The sequence below is a fragment of the Agriterribacter sp. genome (assembly GCF_035445465.1).
Lineage (GTDB): Bacteria > Bacteroidota > Bacteroidia > Chitinophagales > Chitinophagaceae > Agriterribacter.
Window position 1 is genome coordinate 60,243 of record NZ_DAOMQT010000016.1, and the last position, 17,369, is coordinate 77,611.

The following is a 17,369-nucleotide window of genomic DNA, read 5'->3' on the forward strand; positions in this document are numbered from 1 at the left end:
CAGGTACACAGGGCTTTTGTTTCTTCTATTGTGTTCCTGTGTTTCTACTGTGCCTGTGTGTTTAAATGTATTCTTTTAACACATAGGATCATAGGCCACACAGGTACACATTGTTCTTTCTATTATAAGGCTTTCCTTCACGCTTCAATAGGGAAGGGGATCGCCGGGGCTTGCTGCTCTTGCTTTTGAATAGTCCAAAGGTTTATTACTGTCAACAACCCATATAATGCCGCCCATAATATGTTGTTGAAATTCGGCCGTAGCGTAGGTAGCAATATCGTGTCCTAATGAAGTATACCATTGCCTGCCCCCATCGAACTGGTGACACCACACCGAAGGGAAGGTTTCGCCGTAAAATGTGGGCTTATCCGTATCTTCCACGCTGCTCAAGTCGTGCACTACCAGCACGTGCAGGTCGGGATTCACTTCTTTTACATAATAGCATTCATCATCGCGTTCCCAGATGCGGGGTAAAAACGAAGTGGAAGGATGATTGGGATCAATAACGATTTCTTTAAATTTCTGATGTTTGGCATGCTTAACAAAAGTGCCGCCTACCAATCTTTTGAACCAGGGCCAGTTTCTTTCCGTTCCGGTTACGGAATGAATGCCCACAAATCCGCCGCCTGCCTGCACATAGCGCATCAGCGCTACTTTCTGCTCATCGGTATCAAAAACATCGTTATTGGTATTGTTGAATACGATAAGGCTATATTTTTTTAAATTGTATTCCGTAAAGTCGGCGGGGTTTTCAGATACCGTTACAGAAAAGCCATACTGGTTTGCCAGTTGCTGGATGGCAGCTACACCGGCTGCCCTGTTCTCATGCACATAGCCGTTTCCGTTTTTTGTATATACCAGCACATTTACTTTTTTCCAGTTCACTTTGGCGCCACCCTTTGATTTGTTTTGCGCTGCAGCAAATAATGCCAGGCACACACATGCAATTAATAGTAAGCTTTTTTTAGTCATATTTTTATATTTCAAATTCTCCCGTTTTCAAAACCTGTTAGGACTCCCCATTTTCAAATTCTCACATTTCCATCGCAAACCTGCATCTCAATCTCAAATTTCAGATCTCAAATTTCAAATTATAATTTCTCCACCTTCACCTCCGGCGGATGCGCAAAGCTTTTCCATGCTTCTTCCGCCTGCTGCGGTGTTATGGCTCCATCATAGATCAGCATCCTGTATTTCAGCACATAGTTTTTTTGTGGTTGAAGCGGCCAGTCTTTATTGCGCGTTGGACTGAAGCTAAAGAACACATCACCTCTTTTATTAGCATCTACAGGCCAAACCCGCATAGGTTCGGGGAAATTGTAATTAGCCGGGTAGCTCATGAATAAAATGCCGGCGTGTCCCTTCTCCAGGTCGCCGTCAATCATGCACCATCGGGCGGTAGATGCATCCGCTTCCTCCCGTGTTTTACCTTCGGATGTAAGCACTTTGCTGTTGGCATTATTCCATTCTTCCGTAGCCCTGAAGCCGAATCCGCCGTAGCGGTATTCTTTCAGTGTAACAGGGCTGCCGGTAGCGCAATTCAATATAGAAGTAAAGTCGCAAAGCCAGATATTGTTCCCGGTATTGTACACTCTTATATCCCACACTTCCTGCATTGCTGTTTTTTCCATCCCTGCTGTGGGTATATTAAAGGCCACATGTTCCTGCAGGGCCCTGAATCCCGCATATATATTTCCGTTATATGTTGAAATGAAGTTACTGAAACGAACGGTACCCTTTTTATCGCCTATATTCCAGAAATCCACTTCCTTATTTTCAAAAAGCACATGCGTCCAGGGGTTCCACAGGCCCATGTGGTGATGGTGGTCGGGCGGATTGATGCGCGTAAGCACACTTCCGGAAGGGGTCCATAGAGGATGAATAAAGCCGCTGCGCTTAAAAACAGAATCCACGCCGGCAGGAGGGTAATGTGTGGCAAAATTGTATTGCAATACTTCTTTACCGTTTTCTTTGATCAATACGGCTTTATCGTTTGTTGTTAACTGTAAAGAAGATGTTGCGGGAGCAGCGGGGGCGCTTATTTTAACCAGTTCAAAAACTCTTTTTGCAGCGCCGGTTTTCCTGCTCACCATCCACCACAGGTAGCGGTGATAGCTGTTTTCAACCTGGAAAGATACAGGTGTGCTGGTTTTGCCGGTTACTTCGCGCAGCATCAGCAGCGAATCCGGAACAGCAGTTATGGCATCCAGGTCAATATATACCGGTGCGCTGATGCTGTTGTTAACAGCAGGAAGCGTTAGTTTGGCAATAACCTGGGCTCTGGTTGCAGGCAAGCACCATAGCATCATAGCTATGGCTAAGGGTAATTTTATTTTCATATTTAATCAAAAAGCAATCGCTGCAAAATCAAAAACCGTTCTTTAAAATAATGTTAACGTAAAAATAGGGAGATAGGATGTTCTTTCCAACAGGTGGTATGGATGGATTATTAGGCTGTTTGCTGCACTCGTTCCCGGCAACGTTTGCATTACATTTACTTCAGCTAAAGGGCTGATAATTTAGAAAAGATTTATTCCTGCAGGCAAATGTGTGCAGAAATGGGAAAGGCAGTATATCTTTATCCCATGCAAACCCCACAGCCTGTAACCATAAAAGATATTGCACGTAAGCTGGGCATTTCGGCGTCTACGGTTTCCCGTGCATTAAGGGGGAGTACGGAGATAAATGATGAAACGCGGAAATTAGTGCAGGAGCTGGCCAAAGAGCTAAAGTATACGCCCAACCCCATCGCGCTTTCCTTAAAAGAAAAGAGAAGCAAAGTAATTGGCGTTATCGTTCCAGAGATCGCCAATTACTTTTGTTCGGCCGTAATAGCGGGCATTGAAGACATTGCTTATAATATGGGCTATCATGTGGTGATCTTTCAGAGTCATGAAAAATACGAAAGAGAAGTAACCAATATTAACCTGCTGGCATCACGCCGGATAGATGGTTTGATCATTTCTGTTTCCAATGAAACCAAAAAAGGCACCCACCTCGCTGAACTGATTGATAAAGGCGTTCCGGTAGTCATGTTCGACAGGATATGTGATGAAATAGATACACCCCGCGTTGTTACCGATGATGCGGGCGGCGCCTACGATGCTACCTCTCATCTTATAGAACAGGGCTACCGCCGTATTGCCCACCTTACCATGGCACCTTATTTATCGGTTACAAAGAACAGGATGAAAGGATATATGGAAGCCCTGAAAAAGTATAAGATACCTGTTGAAAAAAAATGGATCGTGCATTGCGATTTTGATTTTGCCAATATTAAAAAGGCGCTCGTTAAATTATTTAAGAACGGTTCGAAACCCAACGCTGTGCTGGCTGCCAGCGAAAGAATTGCCATTGACTGCTTTGAGGTATTAAAGGAAATGAAGCTCCGGATACCTGTGGATATCGCTATGGTGGGCTTTTTTGACAATCCTGTGTGCCGGTTTATTGATCCGCCTTTAACGGCCATACACCAGCCTACTTTCGATATCGGGCAGTCGGCAGCCAGGCTGCTCATTACCATGATCGAGAACAATGTGCTGCATCACCAGTATAAAACCATTGAATTAAAAACAACAATGGAAGTAAGGGCTTCTTCAATGAGGAAGGGAGGGTGATATTTGATATTTAAAATTTGAGATTTGAGATGGTTGCAGGTCTCAGGTTGCAGGTTTCAGGTTTCAGGGAATATCCGTTTCAGTATAGGCTTATCGTTTATTATTTGTGGTTTGTCGTTTATAATTTATAGTTTATAGTTGCATTCCGCTCCGAATTTCGGGCTTCCGCTTCGGATTTAAAATTTGAATTTTCTTTGTTTTTTGTCATTTGTTTCTTGATGATTTGTATTTCTTCGGATTTAGAGCTTATGGCTTCGGATTTGAAATTTATTTGGTTCTTGTAATTTGGTTCTTTGGTATTCCTTCGCATTCCCCCACTACTTCATTCTCGACCATATTTCATAAATCGGGTCGCCTTTAGAGCTTAAGCCGGAGTGGATCCAGTTGCCGTTTTCTATTTTCCCGTCGAAGCTGAGGGAAGCCCCCACTCTGGTGCTGTCGCGCGAAAAGAATTCAATGTGCTCCGTATATTTTCCATTGGCGAAAGTATAGGTGCCGCCGCCTGTGCCCGAAAATTCACCTGTTTCTATATTAATGGCTGCCCATTGAAAGCGGGTTGCTGTCAGCAATTTCAGCGTCCTTCTCGGTCTCAGCGGTATATCGCCCATTTTCTCATCCTGTTTTCTTTGTGTAATGCGCCAGTTACCGGCTAACCCGCTTTTTCCGTCATCCGTTCTTTGCCATTGCATGGGCGATCCGCTGATCGTGCTGGAAAGCATACCGTTGCTGATGCTGTATTCATGGCTCAGTGTTTTGCCCACCTGCAATTTATCGTTGCTGTTGAACTCCACTTTAAGGGTAATCTGGTTACCGGCAGCCGTTAGCGGTCCTCCAAAGCTGTGCATAAATTTTTTATTGACCTTATCGTACCGGGTGAGCATGCAATAGCCATCGGCAATGATGAGCGACTGCTCGATGCTGCCTTCGGTGGTATGCCAGGCGCCATTTAGTATGGCGGGGTCGTTGTAAACGCCTGAAAAGCTTTTGGGAAAGGAAAGCACGACAAATAAAAATAATAGAGACACAATCTTTACGGCGTGCCTGGGCAGATATTTCATAAAAAATATTTTAATCGTATTACAAATGTTTCCGCGGGGTTTGCAGATCAGGAATCCGCAATAAAGATACCCATCCACAAACGTTTGTCCAAAATTTTGGCGGATATAAAATGAATGCATTTTTCCTCCTATCTTGCAGCTTCCCCCTATGCATAATTCTTTGAATAATTAAAATACCTAAATTCCAACTGATCATGAGCATGGTTGATTCTTTTGAAAAAATTTCCTGCCAAATACTCCCGGATTTTAAGGCAGGCTCCCGGTTCGCCGCGCAGGAAGTGGTAAGCCTCATTAAAGAGCGGCAGTTGCAGGGCAAAACCTGTGTTTTAGGACTGGCTACGGGCTCTACGCCTAAAACCCTGTATACCGAGCTTATCAGGCTACACAAAGAAGAAGGCGTGAGCTTTAAAAATGTGATTGCGTTTAATTTAGATGAGTATTATCCCATTGATAAGAATGCCCTGCAAAGCTATCATCGTTTTATGCGGGTTAATCTTTTTGATCATATTGATATTGACCAGGCCAATTGCCATATACCCAGCGGCGAATGGCCCAAGGAAAAGGTAAAGGAATATTGCAACCATTATGAGCAGATGATTGAAGATGCCGGGGGGATTGACCTGCAGATATTAGGCATTGGCGTAAACGGGCATATCGGCTTTAATGAGCCCGGGTCGAGCGTATATTCCAAAACACGCCTGGTGACCCTTGAAAACTCAACAAGGCTGGCCAACTCCTACGAATTCGTCAATATTTCGCAGGTGCCCCGCCTGGCGGTTACCGCAGGCATAAGCACCATCATGAAAGCTAAAAAGATATTGCTGATGGCCTGGGGACAGTTTAAAGCCCCTGTGGTAAAATCCGCTGTAGAAGATAATATAACAGAATCCATCCCGGCTTCCTTATTGCAAAACCACGATAACTGTGTTTTTGTTTTAGACGAGCTGGCGGCTTCGGAGCTTACGCGCATTAAATCGCCCTGGCTTACGGGTGATTGCGAGTGGACGCCCAAACTCATCCGCCGTGCGGTAATTAACACGGCCATCAAATTGAACAAGCCGGTGCTGAGCTTAACCAACAGCGACTATACCGATAACGGGCTGGGCGATCTGCTGGTGGAAAAAGGAGATGTGTATGAAATTAACCTGCAGGTATTTTATATGCTGCGCGACAGCATCACAGGCTGGCCGGGTGGAAAACCCAATTCAGATATTCCCCAGCATCCCGAGCGGTCAACGCCTTATCCTAAAAAAGTAGTTATATTTTCCCCGCACCCCGATGATGATATCATTTCTATGGGAGGTACTTTTCAGCGCCTGCACGACCAGGGGCATGAAGTGCATGTGGCCTACCAAACTTCGGGAAATATTGCAGTTACGGATGAGTTTGTAACCCGCTTTCTAGATTTTGCGGTGGGATTTGAGGATATGTTTGGCATAGACAGCAAAAAATCAACGCAAATATCCAAAGAAGCGCGGGAATACTTTTCCCGGAAAAAGACCCGGCAGTCGGACACGCCGGAAATCAGGAATATCAAAGGGCTTATCCGCCGGTGTGAGGCCAAGGCTACCTGCCGGTATATAGGGATAGGAGATGAGCGTGCTCATTTTCAGAACCTGCCTTTTTACGAAACCGGTACTATTGAAAAGAAACCGATGGGTGAAGAAGATGTGCAACTGACCATGAAGCTGTTACGGGAATTAAAGCCGCAGCAGGTATATTGCGCCGGCGACCTGGCCGATCCGCATGGAACGCATAAGGTTTGTCTTGAAATTGTTTTTGAGTCACTCAAGCGCATTAAGGCTGCCGGTGATGAATGGGTGAAGGATTGCTGGGTATGGTTGTATAAGGGCGCCTGGCAGGAGTGGGATATTACTGAAATTGAAATGGCGATACCTATGAGCCCGGAGCAGGTATTGAAAAAACGCTTTGGCATTTTCATACACCAGTCGCAAAAAGATTCCGTGCCGTTCCAGGGAACGGATGCCCGTGAGTTCTGGCAACGGGCGGAAGAACGCAATGCCAATACCGCCGACCTGTATGCCCAACTGGGGTTAATTAAATACGCGGCAATGGAAGCTTTTGTGAGATGGCATTATTGAGGGATGGAAGGTAAAAGGTAAAAGGTGGAATTATCAACTCATCGTTAGTATACTTTGGCTGACAGCTGATGGCTCACGGCTCAGGTGCGAAGTGAAAGAAGGAGAATGCATCCTTTAGTAGTCGCCATGTACCCTGTACCTCACACCTCCTGCCTGACGCCTGATTGCCTTAAATATTAAACTTCAAATGCTTTTCTACGGAACATTAATATACTTATGTACCTGCAGGCTCAGTTGCCATTGTGGATTGGCCTTTATATAATCAATGATCAGGGGAGTAACAATGGCCGCTTTGCTCCATTCCGGTTGCAGGTACAGCTTACAATCTGCATTCGCCAACGCCGCAAATTTTTCAGCCCACGCAAAGTCGGATTTGTTGTAAATAATTATTTTCAGCTCATCGGCAAGGGAAACCACTTCAGGCAGCGGGGCTTTGAATTTTTTGGGAGAAAGACATACCCAGTCCCATACACCGCTCATTTTGCTGCTGCCGGAAGTTTCAATATGCGTACGGAACCCGGCAGCTTGCAGGGCCGTTGTAAGTGATTTAAGATCGTAGAGTAATGGCTCCCCTCCGGTAATTACAGCAATAACATTATTGTTACCCGATGGTTGATGGCTGGCAGGAAGCGCCTGCAATGCCGTGTTTACAATAGTATCAATTGATTTTTGCGGATGCGCATCAGCGTCCCAGCTTTCCTTTACATCGCACCAAACGCATCCCACATCGCATCCTCCAAGCCGGATAAAATAAGCAGCTTTTCCCTGGTGCGCCCCTTCACCCTGGAGTGTATAAAATGACTCCATAACAGGAAGTGTTGTTGCAGGAATATTTATTGTTTCTTTCAAAATCAATATAAAATTAACAGTACTTCAGGTTCACAAACTTCAAAACTTTAAAACCACAAACCATAAACTTTCTGCTATTGCGTGGCGGCAAGATAAGTATTTTGCATAAGCGCAGCTATGGTCATGGCGCCCACTCCGCCGGGCACGGGAGTAATATAGCTGCATTTGGGCGCTACGGTTTCGTATTGCACATCGCCCTTAATGGCATAACCCTTCTTTTTGGTTGTATCTTCTACCCGCGTAATGCCCACATCAATTACGATAGTCCCATCCTTCACCATATCTGCGGTAAGGAACTCCGGTTTGCCCAATGCTGCTACTATAATATCCGCCTGCAGGCAAATTTCTTTCAGGTTACGGGTATGCGAATGGCAGAGCGTTACGGTGCAGTTTCCCACAGGTGTATTCTGGCTGAGGAGAATGCTGATGGGGCGGCCTACAATATTGCTTCGCCCTATTACCACCGCATGTTTTCCCTTCGTTTCAATTTTATAATGTTCAAGCAACAACAAAATGCCATAAGGTGTGGCAGGGATATAAGCAGGCTGCCCCTGGATCATTTTACCTATATTGGCGGGGTGAAAACCATCCACATCCTTTTCCGCGGCAATAGTGTTGATCACTTTTTCTTCGGCAATTTGCCCGGGCAGCGGTAACTGAACCAGTATTCCATCAATATTGTCATCTGCGTTCAGTTCCTGTATTTTTTGAAGCAGAACCTGTTCTTCAACATCTGCGTTAAAGCGAATAAGGGTAGATTGATATCCTATTTCCGCGCAGGTTTTTACTTTTGAAGCAACATAGGTTTCACTGGCGCCGTTATTACCTACCAAAACGGCTGCCAGGTGTGGTGTTTTCTTGCCTTTTTCTCTCAGGGCGTCTACTTTTAGTTTTAAGCTATCTTTTACCGACTGTGCTACCAGCCTGCCATCTAATATTTGCATGGCGCAAAGGTAGAGGTGAAAATTGAAAAGGCAAAAGCGAAATCAGCCGGATATCATTATTTAAATGAGCAACCGGCTAAAAACGCCGCTTCTTATTTTTATTTGCTATAATGTCTTCTCTATCTTTGCCATATGTTACCCATCAGCACCCGTGGGCAGATAATGCCGGCATCGCCCATCCGGAAATTGGTTCCATTTGCCGAAGCTGCCAAACAAAAAGGTATAATGGTATACCATCTCAATATCGGTCAACCCGATATTGAAACGCCCCAACCTATGCTGGATGCGGTTCGTCATTCGGATTTTAAAATATTGGAATATAGCCACAGTGCCGGCAATGAAACGTACCGCCGAAAGCTGGTAAAGTATTACAAAGCTGCCGGGATAGTTATTGATCATACCCATATCCTTATTACAACCGGTGGATCGGAAGCTATTTTATTTGCCATGATGAGCTGCCTCGATGCAGGAGATGAAGTGATCATTCCAGAGCCTTTTTATGCCAACTATAATGGGTTTGCTGTTGCTGCAGGAGTAAAAGTAGTGCCGGTAACTTCGTATATTAAAGATGGCTTTGCATTACCGCCTATTGCTGACCTGGAACAGAAAATAACCGGCCGCACAAAAGCCATTCTTATTTGTAATCCCAATAATCCAACGGGATACCTGTATAGTCGCAACGAACTGGAAACCTTAAAAGACATTGTTCAGAAGCATGGACTGTATCTTTTTTCTGATGAGGCATACCGGGAATTTTGTTATACCGGCACACATTTTAGTGCTATGCAGTTAGAGGGTGTGAATGAAAATGTAATATTGCTGGATACCATTTCCAAACGCTACAGCTCATGCGGCGCAAGAATAGGGGCATTGATCACAAAGAACAAACAGGTGGTGGAAACGGCTGTTAAGTTTGCACAGGCCCGACTCAGCCCGCCTTCTTTCGGACAAATTGCCGGGGAAGCTGCATTGGACCTGCCGGCTGATTATTTCGATGCTACCAAAGCCGAATATCAATTACGAAGAGACACATTGGTAGCGCGTTTAAATAATATTCCGGGTGTATTTTGCCCCAATCCCGGAGGAGCTTTTTATGCTATGGCTCAGCTTCCTGTAGATGATTCCGACCGGTTCTGCCAATGGATATTAGAATCCTTTTCTTATGAAGGACAAACGGTAATGATGGCGCCGGCAACCGGTTTTTACGGAACACCGGGACTTGGAAAACAGGAAGTGCGCATTGCCTATGTACTGAATGTGGATGCTATTCATAAAGCAATGGATTGTTTAGAAAAAGCGCTTGAGGTATATAAAAATTTGGTGTAGCAATGGATTGATGGGTGGCCCGTTTTTACTACATTCGGCCTGTAACTTACCACTTACCCCTCCCTGTTACGCCTGTGCAGTAGGTCCTCCGAAATTCATGGGGATCTGTATTTCTTCAATATCCTGTATAGGTCCGTTGGCTGCTTCAAAACGCTTTACATTATCTACCAGGGCTTTCATAAAACGTTTGGCATGCTGAGGTGTAAGAATAATTCTTGATTTCACTTTGCTTTTGGGTGTGCCCGGCATCACATTCACGAAATCCACTACAAATTCGGCATGGCTGTGCGTAATAATAGCAAGATTGGCGTAAACGCCTTCGGCGATTTCTTCAGAAATTTCTATATTGAGCTGATTGGGTTGCTGATCTGCCATAATAGTTGTTTGTGCAAATGTAAACCAAGATTTGACATTTAAGATTTGATATTTGAGATTGCACTTCACCTGGATGGCTTCACGCAAAGTGCGCAATGAATGAAGACGCAAATGACATCTTTTCATTTTTTCGCTCAAAGCTGATTGCTGACAGCCAGTCCGGGTGCTTCGTATTTCCTTCGGATTTCGAAATTTAATATTCGGATTTGCGACTTATTTGATTCTTGCTTTTTGTTATTTGATTCTATTGTATTCTCCCCTTAATTCCTACATTTGACCTCTTAAATAAAATCGCCATGAAACAATATGCTTTTCTCGCGTTAAGCGCCGCGGTAAGTATATTATTATCCTGCAATGATAATAATGCAACAGCAACAAATGAACCATCAAAGGATTCTTCTATGAGCTATATACAGCAAAGGGTGGCATTGTATGAAAAGGTAAAGCTAACAACCAATTTAAGTCAGCTTACTGCAAAGGAAAAAGAAATGCTGCCCCTGCTTATGGAAGCGGCAGGAATTATGGATGACCTGTTCTGGTTGCAGGCCTATGGCAATAAAGACAGTTTGCTGAATGCTGCACAGGATGAAGCGGCAAAGCAATTTATGCTTATCAATTATGGCCCGTGGGACAGGCTGAATAACGACACCCCGTTTATTGCCGGTGCAGGCATTAAGCCGCCCGGTGCTAATTTTTATCCGAAGAACATGACCAAAGAAGAATTTGAAAAGGCTGATTTAAAGGATAAGGAGGGGCTGTATACTGTAGTTAAACGTGATGCTGCCGGCAAACTGTATTCAGTGCCCTACCACGAAGAATATAAAGCGCAGCTTGAAAAAGCGGCTTCATTGCTGAAAGCAGCAGCGGAACTTGCAGAAGATGCCGGATTAAAAAAATATTTACAGTTGCGTGCAGAAGCGCTTGTTACCAGTAAATATACCGCCAGCGACATGGCCTGGATGGACATGAAAACAAATGGTATTGATTTCATTATAGGGCCTATTGAAAATTATGAAGATAAGCTGTTCAGTTACCGCGCATCCTTTGAGGCTTACCTGCTGGTAAAAGATAAGGAATGGAGCAGGCGACTGGCAAAATATGTTGCCATGTTGCCCGAACTGCAGGAAGGGCTTCCTGTGGAAAAGAAATACAGGTCGGAAAAGCCCGGTACCGATTCGGAGCTCAATGCATACGATGTAATTTATTATGCAGGCGATTGTAATGCCGGCTCCAAAACCATTGCCGTTAACCTGCCCAATGATGAAACCATACAAAAAACCAAAGGAACCCGCCGCTCACAGCTTAAAAATGCCATGCAGGCCAAATTCGATAAAATATTGATGCCCATAGCTGATGAACTCATTGATGCTTCCCAATTATCGCAAATAGCATTTGATGCTTTTTTCTCTAATGTAATGTTCCATGAAGTAGCGCATGGACTGGGTATTAAACAAACGGTAAACGGAAAGGGAACGGTGAGGGCTGCCTTACAGGAACAGAACTCCTGGCTTGAAGAAGCTAAGGCAGATATACTGGGTTTATACATGGTAACAACACTGGTGGAGAAAGGAGAGCTGGAAGGAACTATCGAAAGTTATTACACTACGTATATGGCAGGAATACTGCGTTCTGTTCGTTTTGGGGCCGCCAGTGCACACGGTAAGGCCAATATGCTCAATTTTAACTTCCTCCAGGAAAAAGGCGCTTTTGAAAAAACAAGCGAGGGACGCTATAAAGTAAATTATGAAAAATTCCGCTCTGCAATGAATGACCTGGGAGCGCTTATCCTGACACTACAGGGCAATGGCGATAAAGCAGGTGTGGAAGCGCTGCAAAAAGAAAAAAGCATTATTAAGACTGATCTGAAATCCGATCTGGATGCCTTACAGCAGAAAGGAATACCCGTAGACATCGTTTTTGAGCAGGGGCTGAGTGCGCTTGGGTTGAAATAGGCAGAAGTTAAGTTAATTTTTTTTGGGTAACCGGAAGCTTATTTAAATTTAAAAATAAAGCAGCATGGCAATCAGCAATAAAATAATTTCTAATTCCAAAACCGGGCAGGTCATCCGCTTTATTCAAACTGCCAAAGATACCAAGGGTGCATTGCTTGAAATGGAATCCGGGTTTGGTCCGGGGTCTAAAGAACCACCTCCCCATTATCATCCCTGCCAGGAAGAAGATTTTACAGTTGTATCGGGCGAGCTTACTGTAAAAATAGATGCACAAACGATAACCTTAAAAGCAGGCGACAGCCTGCATATACCCCGTAATAAAATCCATTCTATGTGGAACCGTTCGGATAGTAAAACAATAGTGAACTGGAAAGTTCGCCCTGCCATGAAATCCGAAAATTTACTGGAAACATTTACCGGGTTAGCCAATGATAATAAAACAAATGAAGACGGGATGCCCGGTATTTTACAAATAGCGGCAACGGCAAAATTCTTTTCTGATGAATTCCGGCTGGCAAAGCCATCCTATGTTGCTCAAAAAATTATCTTTGGAATACTTACTCCCTTTTCCTTTCTTATGGGTTACAAGCCGGTCTATAATGCATATCTTGACTAACTTAAAGGGGCATACGCATTTCGGTATTTGCCAGCTTTAGCCGGCTGGCAGCTTTTACAGGATGATTTTGCGTTGTAGTGTGCAGTTAATGAATGATAACTCCGCATCTTTAAACAAAGCACCCTACAGTACAGGTAGGTTCATTAAAAGAAAATACTAATCTTTGGAAGTACTGAAAAAGTTCCTGCCCGGATTGCCGGGAATTTATAAGTAAATATTAATGCTTAATTATGTATCTAAATTTTTCGCCAGTGAAATCATTTGTAGCGATTGCTGCTTTCGCCCTTGTGCTCTTTTCCTGCAAAGATGGAAAAAGCCCTGAAACCACCGTTTCTGATGATCCCAAAGTAGAGCGGTTAAAATTGCAGCCCGGCTTTAAGGCTGAGCGGCTGTTTGGTCCTTCCGAAAATGAGGATGGCTCCTGGGTTTCCATGACCTTTGATGATAAAGGACGCATTATCGCCTCCGACCAGTATGGCGCTTTATACCGCCTGGTGGTACCGGCTGTGGGAGATACGGGTAAAACAACTATTGAAAAGCTGGTTATACCCAATGATCCCACCCTTGTAAACGATACCACCAATAAGAAAGTGGGTATCGGGTTCGCGCATGGCTTATTATACGCTTTCAACAGTTTATATGTAATGGTCAATAACCTGAATAATGATGCATCCAGCAGAACAAGCGGACTGTATCGTTTGGAGGATACGGATGGCGACGACCAGTTTGATAAAGTAACCTTGATGAAGGCGCTGAAAGGAGAAGGGGAGCATGGCCCGCACAGTGTAATACTGTCGCCTGATAAAAAATCCATTTATGTTGTGATCGGTAATCATACCGATGTGCCACCATTGGATGCTTACCAGTTGCCTTCCAACTGGAAAGAGGATAATCTTTTTCCTTTAATAACAGATCCCAACGGGCATGCGGTTGACCGTAAAGCGCCCGGTGGATGGATTGCCAAAGTTGACCCTGAAACCAATCGTTGGGAAATGATTAGCGCAGGCTATCGCAATGCTTTTGACATAGCATTTAACGCGGCAGGTGATTTATTTACTTATGATTCGGATATGGAGTGGGATTTCGGCCTGCCCTGGTACCGCCCTACACGTATTTGCCATGCAACCGGTGGCAGCGAATTTGGCTGGCGTACGGGCAACAGCAAATGGTCGCCGGCTTACCCCGATAATTTACCACCTGTTATGAATATCGGGCAGGGTTCACCCACTAACCTGATGTATAGCGGAAACGCGCGCTTTCCTGAAAAATATAAGAATACTTTGTTTGCTTTTGACTGGAGCTTCGGCATTATATATGCCATTCATCTTGAACCCGATGGCGCCACCTATAGCGCGAAAGGGGAAGAATTTCTTTCGGGCTCTCCATTGCCGTTAACAGACGGGGAAATTGGTCCTGATGGCGCCATGTATTTTTTAACCGGTGGGCGCAGGCTCGAATCAGACCTGTACAGGGTATATTACCAGGATAATGATGGAAAAACAACCGATGAACTGGCAGGTACTCCTGTAGAAACACCGGAAAGTAAATTACGCAAACAATTAGAGGCATACCATGGAGCCCCACAGGCAGGTGCGCTTGATTTTGCATGGTCTTATTTGAATCATAGTGATCGTTTTGTTCGTTATGCGGCCCGTATCGCGGTTGAACATCAACCGGTAAGCCAGTGGCAGCAACGCGCATTGGATGAGAAAGACCCGGTAGCAGCTACAGCGGCGCTTATTGCATTGGCCCGCCAGGGAAATGCCGGGGTAAAAAACCAGGTGCTGAATTCCCTCATGGGTATTGATTATGCAAAGCTTTCTGAGCCGCAGCAAATAGATATTGTTCGTGCTTTTGAGCTGGTGTTTTCGCGGATGGGGCAACCCGACGGGGCGGTAAGGGAAAGGGCAATTGCTTACCTTGATCCGCAGTATCCTGCCAATACCAATGAGCTCAACCGCGGGCTGAGTAAAGTGCTGGTATATATTGAAGCGCCAAAAGCGGTAGAAAAAACAATGGCTTTGATAGCTACAGCAAAAGATGAGGATACCCAAAAAACCTTTACTTCTTCCTCCGATCTTATTATGCGTAACCCGCAATATGGAATGGATATCGCTAATATGTTATCGAAAGTGCCGCCTCAGCAGCAAACCTATTATGCCAATGTGCTAAGCAAGGCAAAAACCGGCTGGACACCTGAATTGCGTGAAAAATATTTCCAGTGGTTTTATACCGCGTTCAGCTATAAAGGCGGTCATAGCTTCAGGGGATTTATTAACAAGGCGCGGACCAATGCGCTGGAAAATGTATCTAAAGCCGAATTCGCTCATTTTAATACCATTTCGGGCGATTCCATAGTGAACCGTACCGGCAATGAGCTGGCAGACGCTGCTGTACAACCTAAAGGGCCCGGCAGAAGATGGAAAATGGAAGATGCTGTTGCGGTTATAGACAGCGGGCTTACCAACCGTAATTTTGAGCAGGGAAAAGCCATGTTCGCCGCGTCACTTTGTATATCCTGCCATACCATGAAAGGGGAAGGCGGCATATCGGGCCCCGACCTGACGCAATTGGGTACCCGCTTTTCTACGAAGGATATATTAGAAGCGATCATTGAACCAAGCAAAACCATTTCAGACCAGTATGGCGCCACGGTGTTTTACCTGAAAGACGGTGGTTCCGTGCTGGGAAGACTCATAAAAGAAGAAGGTGATCATTATGTTATTTCCCAGAATCCCTTTGCGCCGCAGATCGTTCGGGAAATTCCGAAAAAAGATGTGGCCCGCACAAGGGTGTCTGAAGTGTCGCCTATGTTGCCGGGTATGATCAACAGGCTGAACGGTGAAGAATTGAAAGACCTGATCGCTTACTTAGTGTCAGGCGGAGATCAAAACAACGCCGTATATACAGGTAAAAAATAGGATAGGAAATTTTGTAAATTATTCGCAATAAAAAAAGACTTCGCCCGGATATTATACCGGGCGGAGTTTTTTTGTTAAAGGCCCTTTATTTTACGGCAGGGATTCCCGGCCGCGAAACTGTCATCGGGGATATCCCTGGTTACCACGCTCCCCGCGCCTATTACACAGCGGTTACCAATGGTAACGCCGGGGCAGATGATGGCTCCTCCGCCAATCCAAACATCTGAGCCAATGGTAACAGGTTTTCCAAGCTCAAGGCTGGAAGCCCTTTCCTCCCAGTTCATGGGATGGGTGGCAGCATAAATTTGAACTGAAGGACCAAACAGCACATTGCTGCCAATCGTAACTTTCATCACGTCTAACACGATGCAGTTATAATTAAAATATACATTGCAGCCTACGGATATATTACTTCCATAGTCGCAAAAAAAAGGCGGTTCAATCGTTAAAGCAGTACCCTGGTCGGGAATAAGGTCTTTTAAAATCTGTTTTCTTACCTCTTCCTCCCCGCCCGTTGTACGGTTAAATTGGTTGCACAACAACCTGGCATTCCTTCTTTCTTCTAATAAGGTGGGATCGGAAGCATTATACAGATCGCCGTTCGACATTTTTTGTTTTTCTGTTGGCATGACAAATATTTTAAAACTCGTTTATCGAAAACATACAGGTGCCCCTGAAGTTAAGTGGTAATGATTGTTTATTTTGAAAGGATAAGCATTTTAAAGTTGAATTAATTTTTTCTTTTTTGCTTTTCGGGACCGATTATTGTGAAGCAGTTTGAAGCGCTTTAAGTTTTACCGGAGTATGTTAAATAAATGTATATAGTTGTATATTTATAAGTTGTATTATGCTGATTATAAATATGTTAAAAAAACAGCTCCCATTTTTTCCAAAATTACCATCATTGTTTCTTTTACAGTTAATGTTTAAACATTAAATTTGCATTTAAATTTTAAAAAACCAAAATGAAAAAAGTATTTTTCTTTCTTTCTGTTGCCGTGCTGGCAGCAAGTTGCGTAAGCAATCCCGAGGGGGATAAAGCCGAAACCAAGGATGCCGTAGCTGCAGGTGTGGCCGAAGGTGATAAGCTGGCAGTTGATCCCGCAGGTTCTTCTATTACCTGGCTGGGTAAAAAAGTAAGCGGTCAGCATACCGGTACCATTAACCTTCACAGCGGCGAGCTGATCCTGAATGAGGGTAAATTAGCTGGCGGTTCTTTTACTATTGATATGGCTTCTCTTGATAATAAAGATCTTACTGATCCAGAATACAAGGGGAAATTAGAGAATCACCTGAAGTCGGATGATTTTTTTGCGGTGGAAAAATACCCGACCAGCAAATTTGAAATTACTGAAGTAAAGGAGCTGGAAAATGGTAAAATTGCTGTTGCCGGTAATCTTACCCTTCGTGATGCCACTAAAAACATTACTTACGAAGCAGAAGTAATAGAAAGCAGCGCCACAAAATTTGCGGCTAAAGCCGATTTTAATATTAACCGTAAAGACTGGGGCGTAGCTTATGAAGGAATGAAAGACGACCTCATCAGCGATGAGATCAACTTTAAAATTAACCTGGTAGCAGGCCAATAAGGCGTTCACCACCTCTTTAT

General features: G+C 44.4%; 14 protein-coding genes. 7 read left to right on the forward strand and 7 right to left on the reverse strand.

Going from position 1 to position 17,369, the window contains the following annotated elements:
• Window positions 1-144: 144 nt before the first annotated feature.
• Window positions 145-972 carry a ThuA domain-containing protein gene (locus PLE34_RS10440; protein ID WP_324556572.1) on the reverse strand — a complete coding sequence of 276 codons (828 nt, stop codon included), beginning with the start codon at window positions 970-972 and terminating at the stop codon, window positions 145-147.
• 119 nt (window positions 973-1,091) lie between these two features.
• Window positions 1,092-2,339, reverse strand: a complete 1,248-nt coding sequence (locus PLE34_RS10445) for a DUF6807 domain-containing protein (protein ID WP_324556574.1) — start codon at window positions 2,337-2,339, stop codon at window positions 1,092-1,094.
• A 219-nt stretch (window positions 2,340-2,558) separates the two neighbouring features.
• Between PLE34_RS10445 and PLE34_RS10450 the strand changes: the two genes are divergently transcribed.
• On the forward strand, window positions 2,559-3,617 hold the full coding sequence (locus PLE34_RS10450; protein WP_324556576.1) for a LacI family DNA-binding transcriptional regulator: 1,059 nt from the start codon (window positions 2,559-2,561) through the stop codon (window positions 3,615-3,617).
• A 317-nt stretch (window positions 3,618-3,934) separates the two neighbouring features.
• Here the strand turns inward: PLE34_RS10450 and PLE34_RS10455 are convergent, their stop codons facing one another.
• On the reverse strand, window positions 3,935-4,675 hold the full coding sequence (locus PLE34_RS10455; RefSeq protein WP_324556579.1) for a DUF4488 domain-containing protein: 741 nt from the start codon (window positions 4,673-4,675) through the stop codon (window positions 3,935-3,937).
• A gap of 194 nt (window positions 4,676-4,869) precedes the next feature.
• Here PLE34_RS10455 and nagB point away from each other — a divergent pair, with 194 nt between their 5' ends.
• Window positions 4,870-6,777 carry a glucosamine-6-phosphate deaminase gene (gene nagB, locus PLE34_RS10460; protein WP_324556581.1) on the forward strand — a complete coding sequence of 636 codons (1,908 nt, stop codon included), beginning with the start codon at window positions 4,870-4,872 and terminating at the stop codon, window positions 6,775-6,777.
• A 195-nt stretch (window positions 6,778-6,972) separates the two neighbouring features.
• On the opposite strand, the gene PLE34_RS10465 is transcribed toward nagB, so the two are convergent.
• Window positions 6,973-7,626: a 7-carboxy-7-deazaguanine synthase QueE gene (locus PLE34_RS10465; protein WP_324556583.1), complete on the reverse strand. Its 654-nt coding sequence runs from the start codon at window positions 7,624-7,626 to the stop codon at window positions 6,973-6,975.
• Between the two features lie 74 nt (window positions 7,627-7,700).
• Window positions 7,701-8,570 carry a bifunctional 5,10-methylenetetrahydrofolate dehydrogenase/5,10-methenyltetrahydrofolate cyclohydrolase gene (locus PLE34_RS10470; RefSeq protein ID WP_324556585.1) on the reverse strand — a complete coding sequence of 290 codons (870 nt, stop codon included), beginning with the start codon at window positions 8,568-8,570 and terminating at the stop codon, window positions 7,701-7,703.
• Between the two features lie 132 nt (window positions 8,571-8,702).
• Here PLE34_RS10470 and PLE34_RS10475 point away from each other — a divergent pair, with 132 nt between their 5' ends.
• The gene (locus PLE34_RS10475) at window positions 8,703-9,896 is read left to right on the forward strand and encodes a pyridoxal phosphate-dependent aminotransferase (protein WP_324556587.1); all 1,194 of its coding nucleotides are present in this window, start codon (window positions 8,703-8,705) and stop codon (window positions 9,894-9,896) included.
• 66 nt (window positions 9,897-9,962) lie between these two features.
• On the opposite strand, the gene PLE34_RS10480 is transcribed toward PLE34_RS10475, so the two are convergent.
• Window positions 9,963-10,271 (reverse strand): DUF3467 domain-containing protein, encoded by a 309-nt coding sequence (locus PLE34_RS10480; RefSeq protein ID WP_324556590.1) that lies wholly within the window; start codon window positions 10,269-10,271, stop codon window positions 9,963-9,965.
• A gap of 296 nt (window positions 10,272-10,567) precedes the next feature.
• On the opposite strand from PLE34_RS10480, the gene PLE34_RS10485 reads away from it, so the two are divergent.
• The 3 genes from PLE34_RS10485 to PLE34_RS10495 all read left to right on the forward strand — a co-directional run bounded on the left by PLE34_RS10485 (window position 10,568) and on the right by PLE34_RS10495 (window position 15,760).
• Window positions 10,568-12,223 carry a DUF8614 domain-containing protein gene (locus PLE34_RS10485; protein ID WP_324556591.1) on the forward strand — a complete coding sequence of 552 codons (1,656 nt, stop codon included), beginning with the start codon at window positions 10,568-10,570 and terminating at the stop codon, window positions 12,221-12,223.
• A 64-nt stretch (window positions 12,224-12,287) separates the two neighbouring features.
• Window positions 12,288-12,839 (forward strand): cupin domain-containing protein, encoded by a 552-nt coding sequence (locus PLE34_RS10490; RefSeq protein WP_324556593.1) that lies wholly within the window; start codon window positions 12,288-12,290, stop codon window positions 12,837-12,839.
• A gap of 251 nt (window positions 12,840-13,090) precedes the next feature.
• A complete protein-coding gene (locus PLE34_RS10495) occupies window positions 13,091-15,760 on the forward strand; it encodes a c-type cytochrome (RefSeq protein WP_324556595.1) in 2,670 nt (889 codons plus the stop codon).
• Between the two features lie 74 nt (window positions 15,761-15,834).
• Here the strand turns inward: PLE34_RS10495 and PLE34_RS10500 are convergent, their stop codons facing one another.
• Complete coding sequence (locus PLE34_RS10500) at window positions 15,835-16,389, reverse strand: sugar O-acetyltransferase (RefSeq protein WP_324556598.1); 555 nt, start codon at window positions 16,387-16,389, stop codon at window positions 15,835-15,837.
• Between the two features lie 336 nt (window positions 16,390-16,725).
• On the opposite strand from PLE34_RS10500, the gene PLE34_RS10505 reads away from it, so the two are divergent.
• Window positions 16,726-17,349 (forward strand): YceI family protein, encoded by a 624-nt coding sequence (locus PLE34_RS10505; RefSeq protein WP_324556600.1) that lies wholly within the window; start codon window positions 16,726-16,728, stop codon window positions 17,347-17,349.
• The last annotated feature ends 20 nt before the right edge of the window (window positions 17,350-17,369 follow it).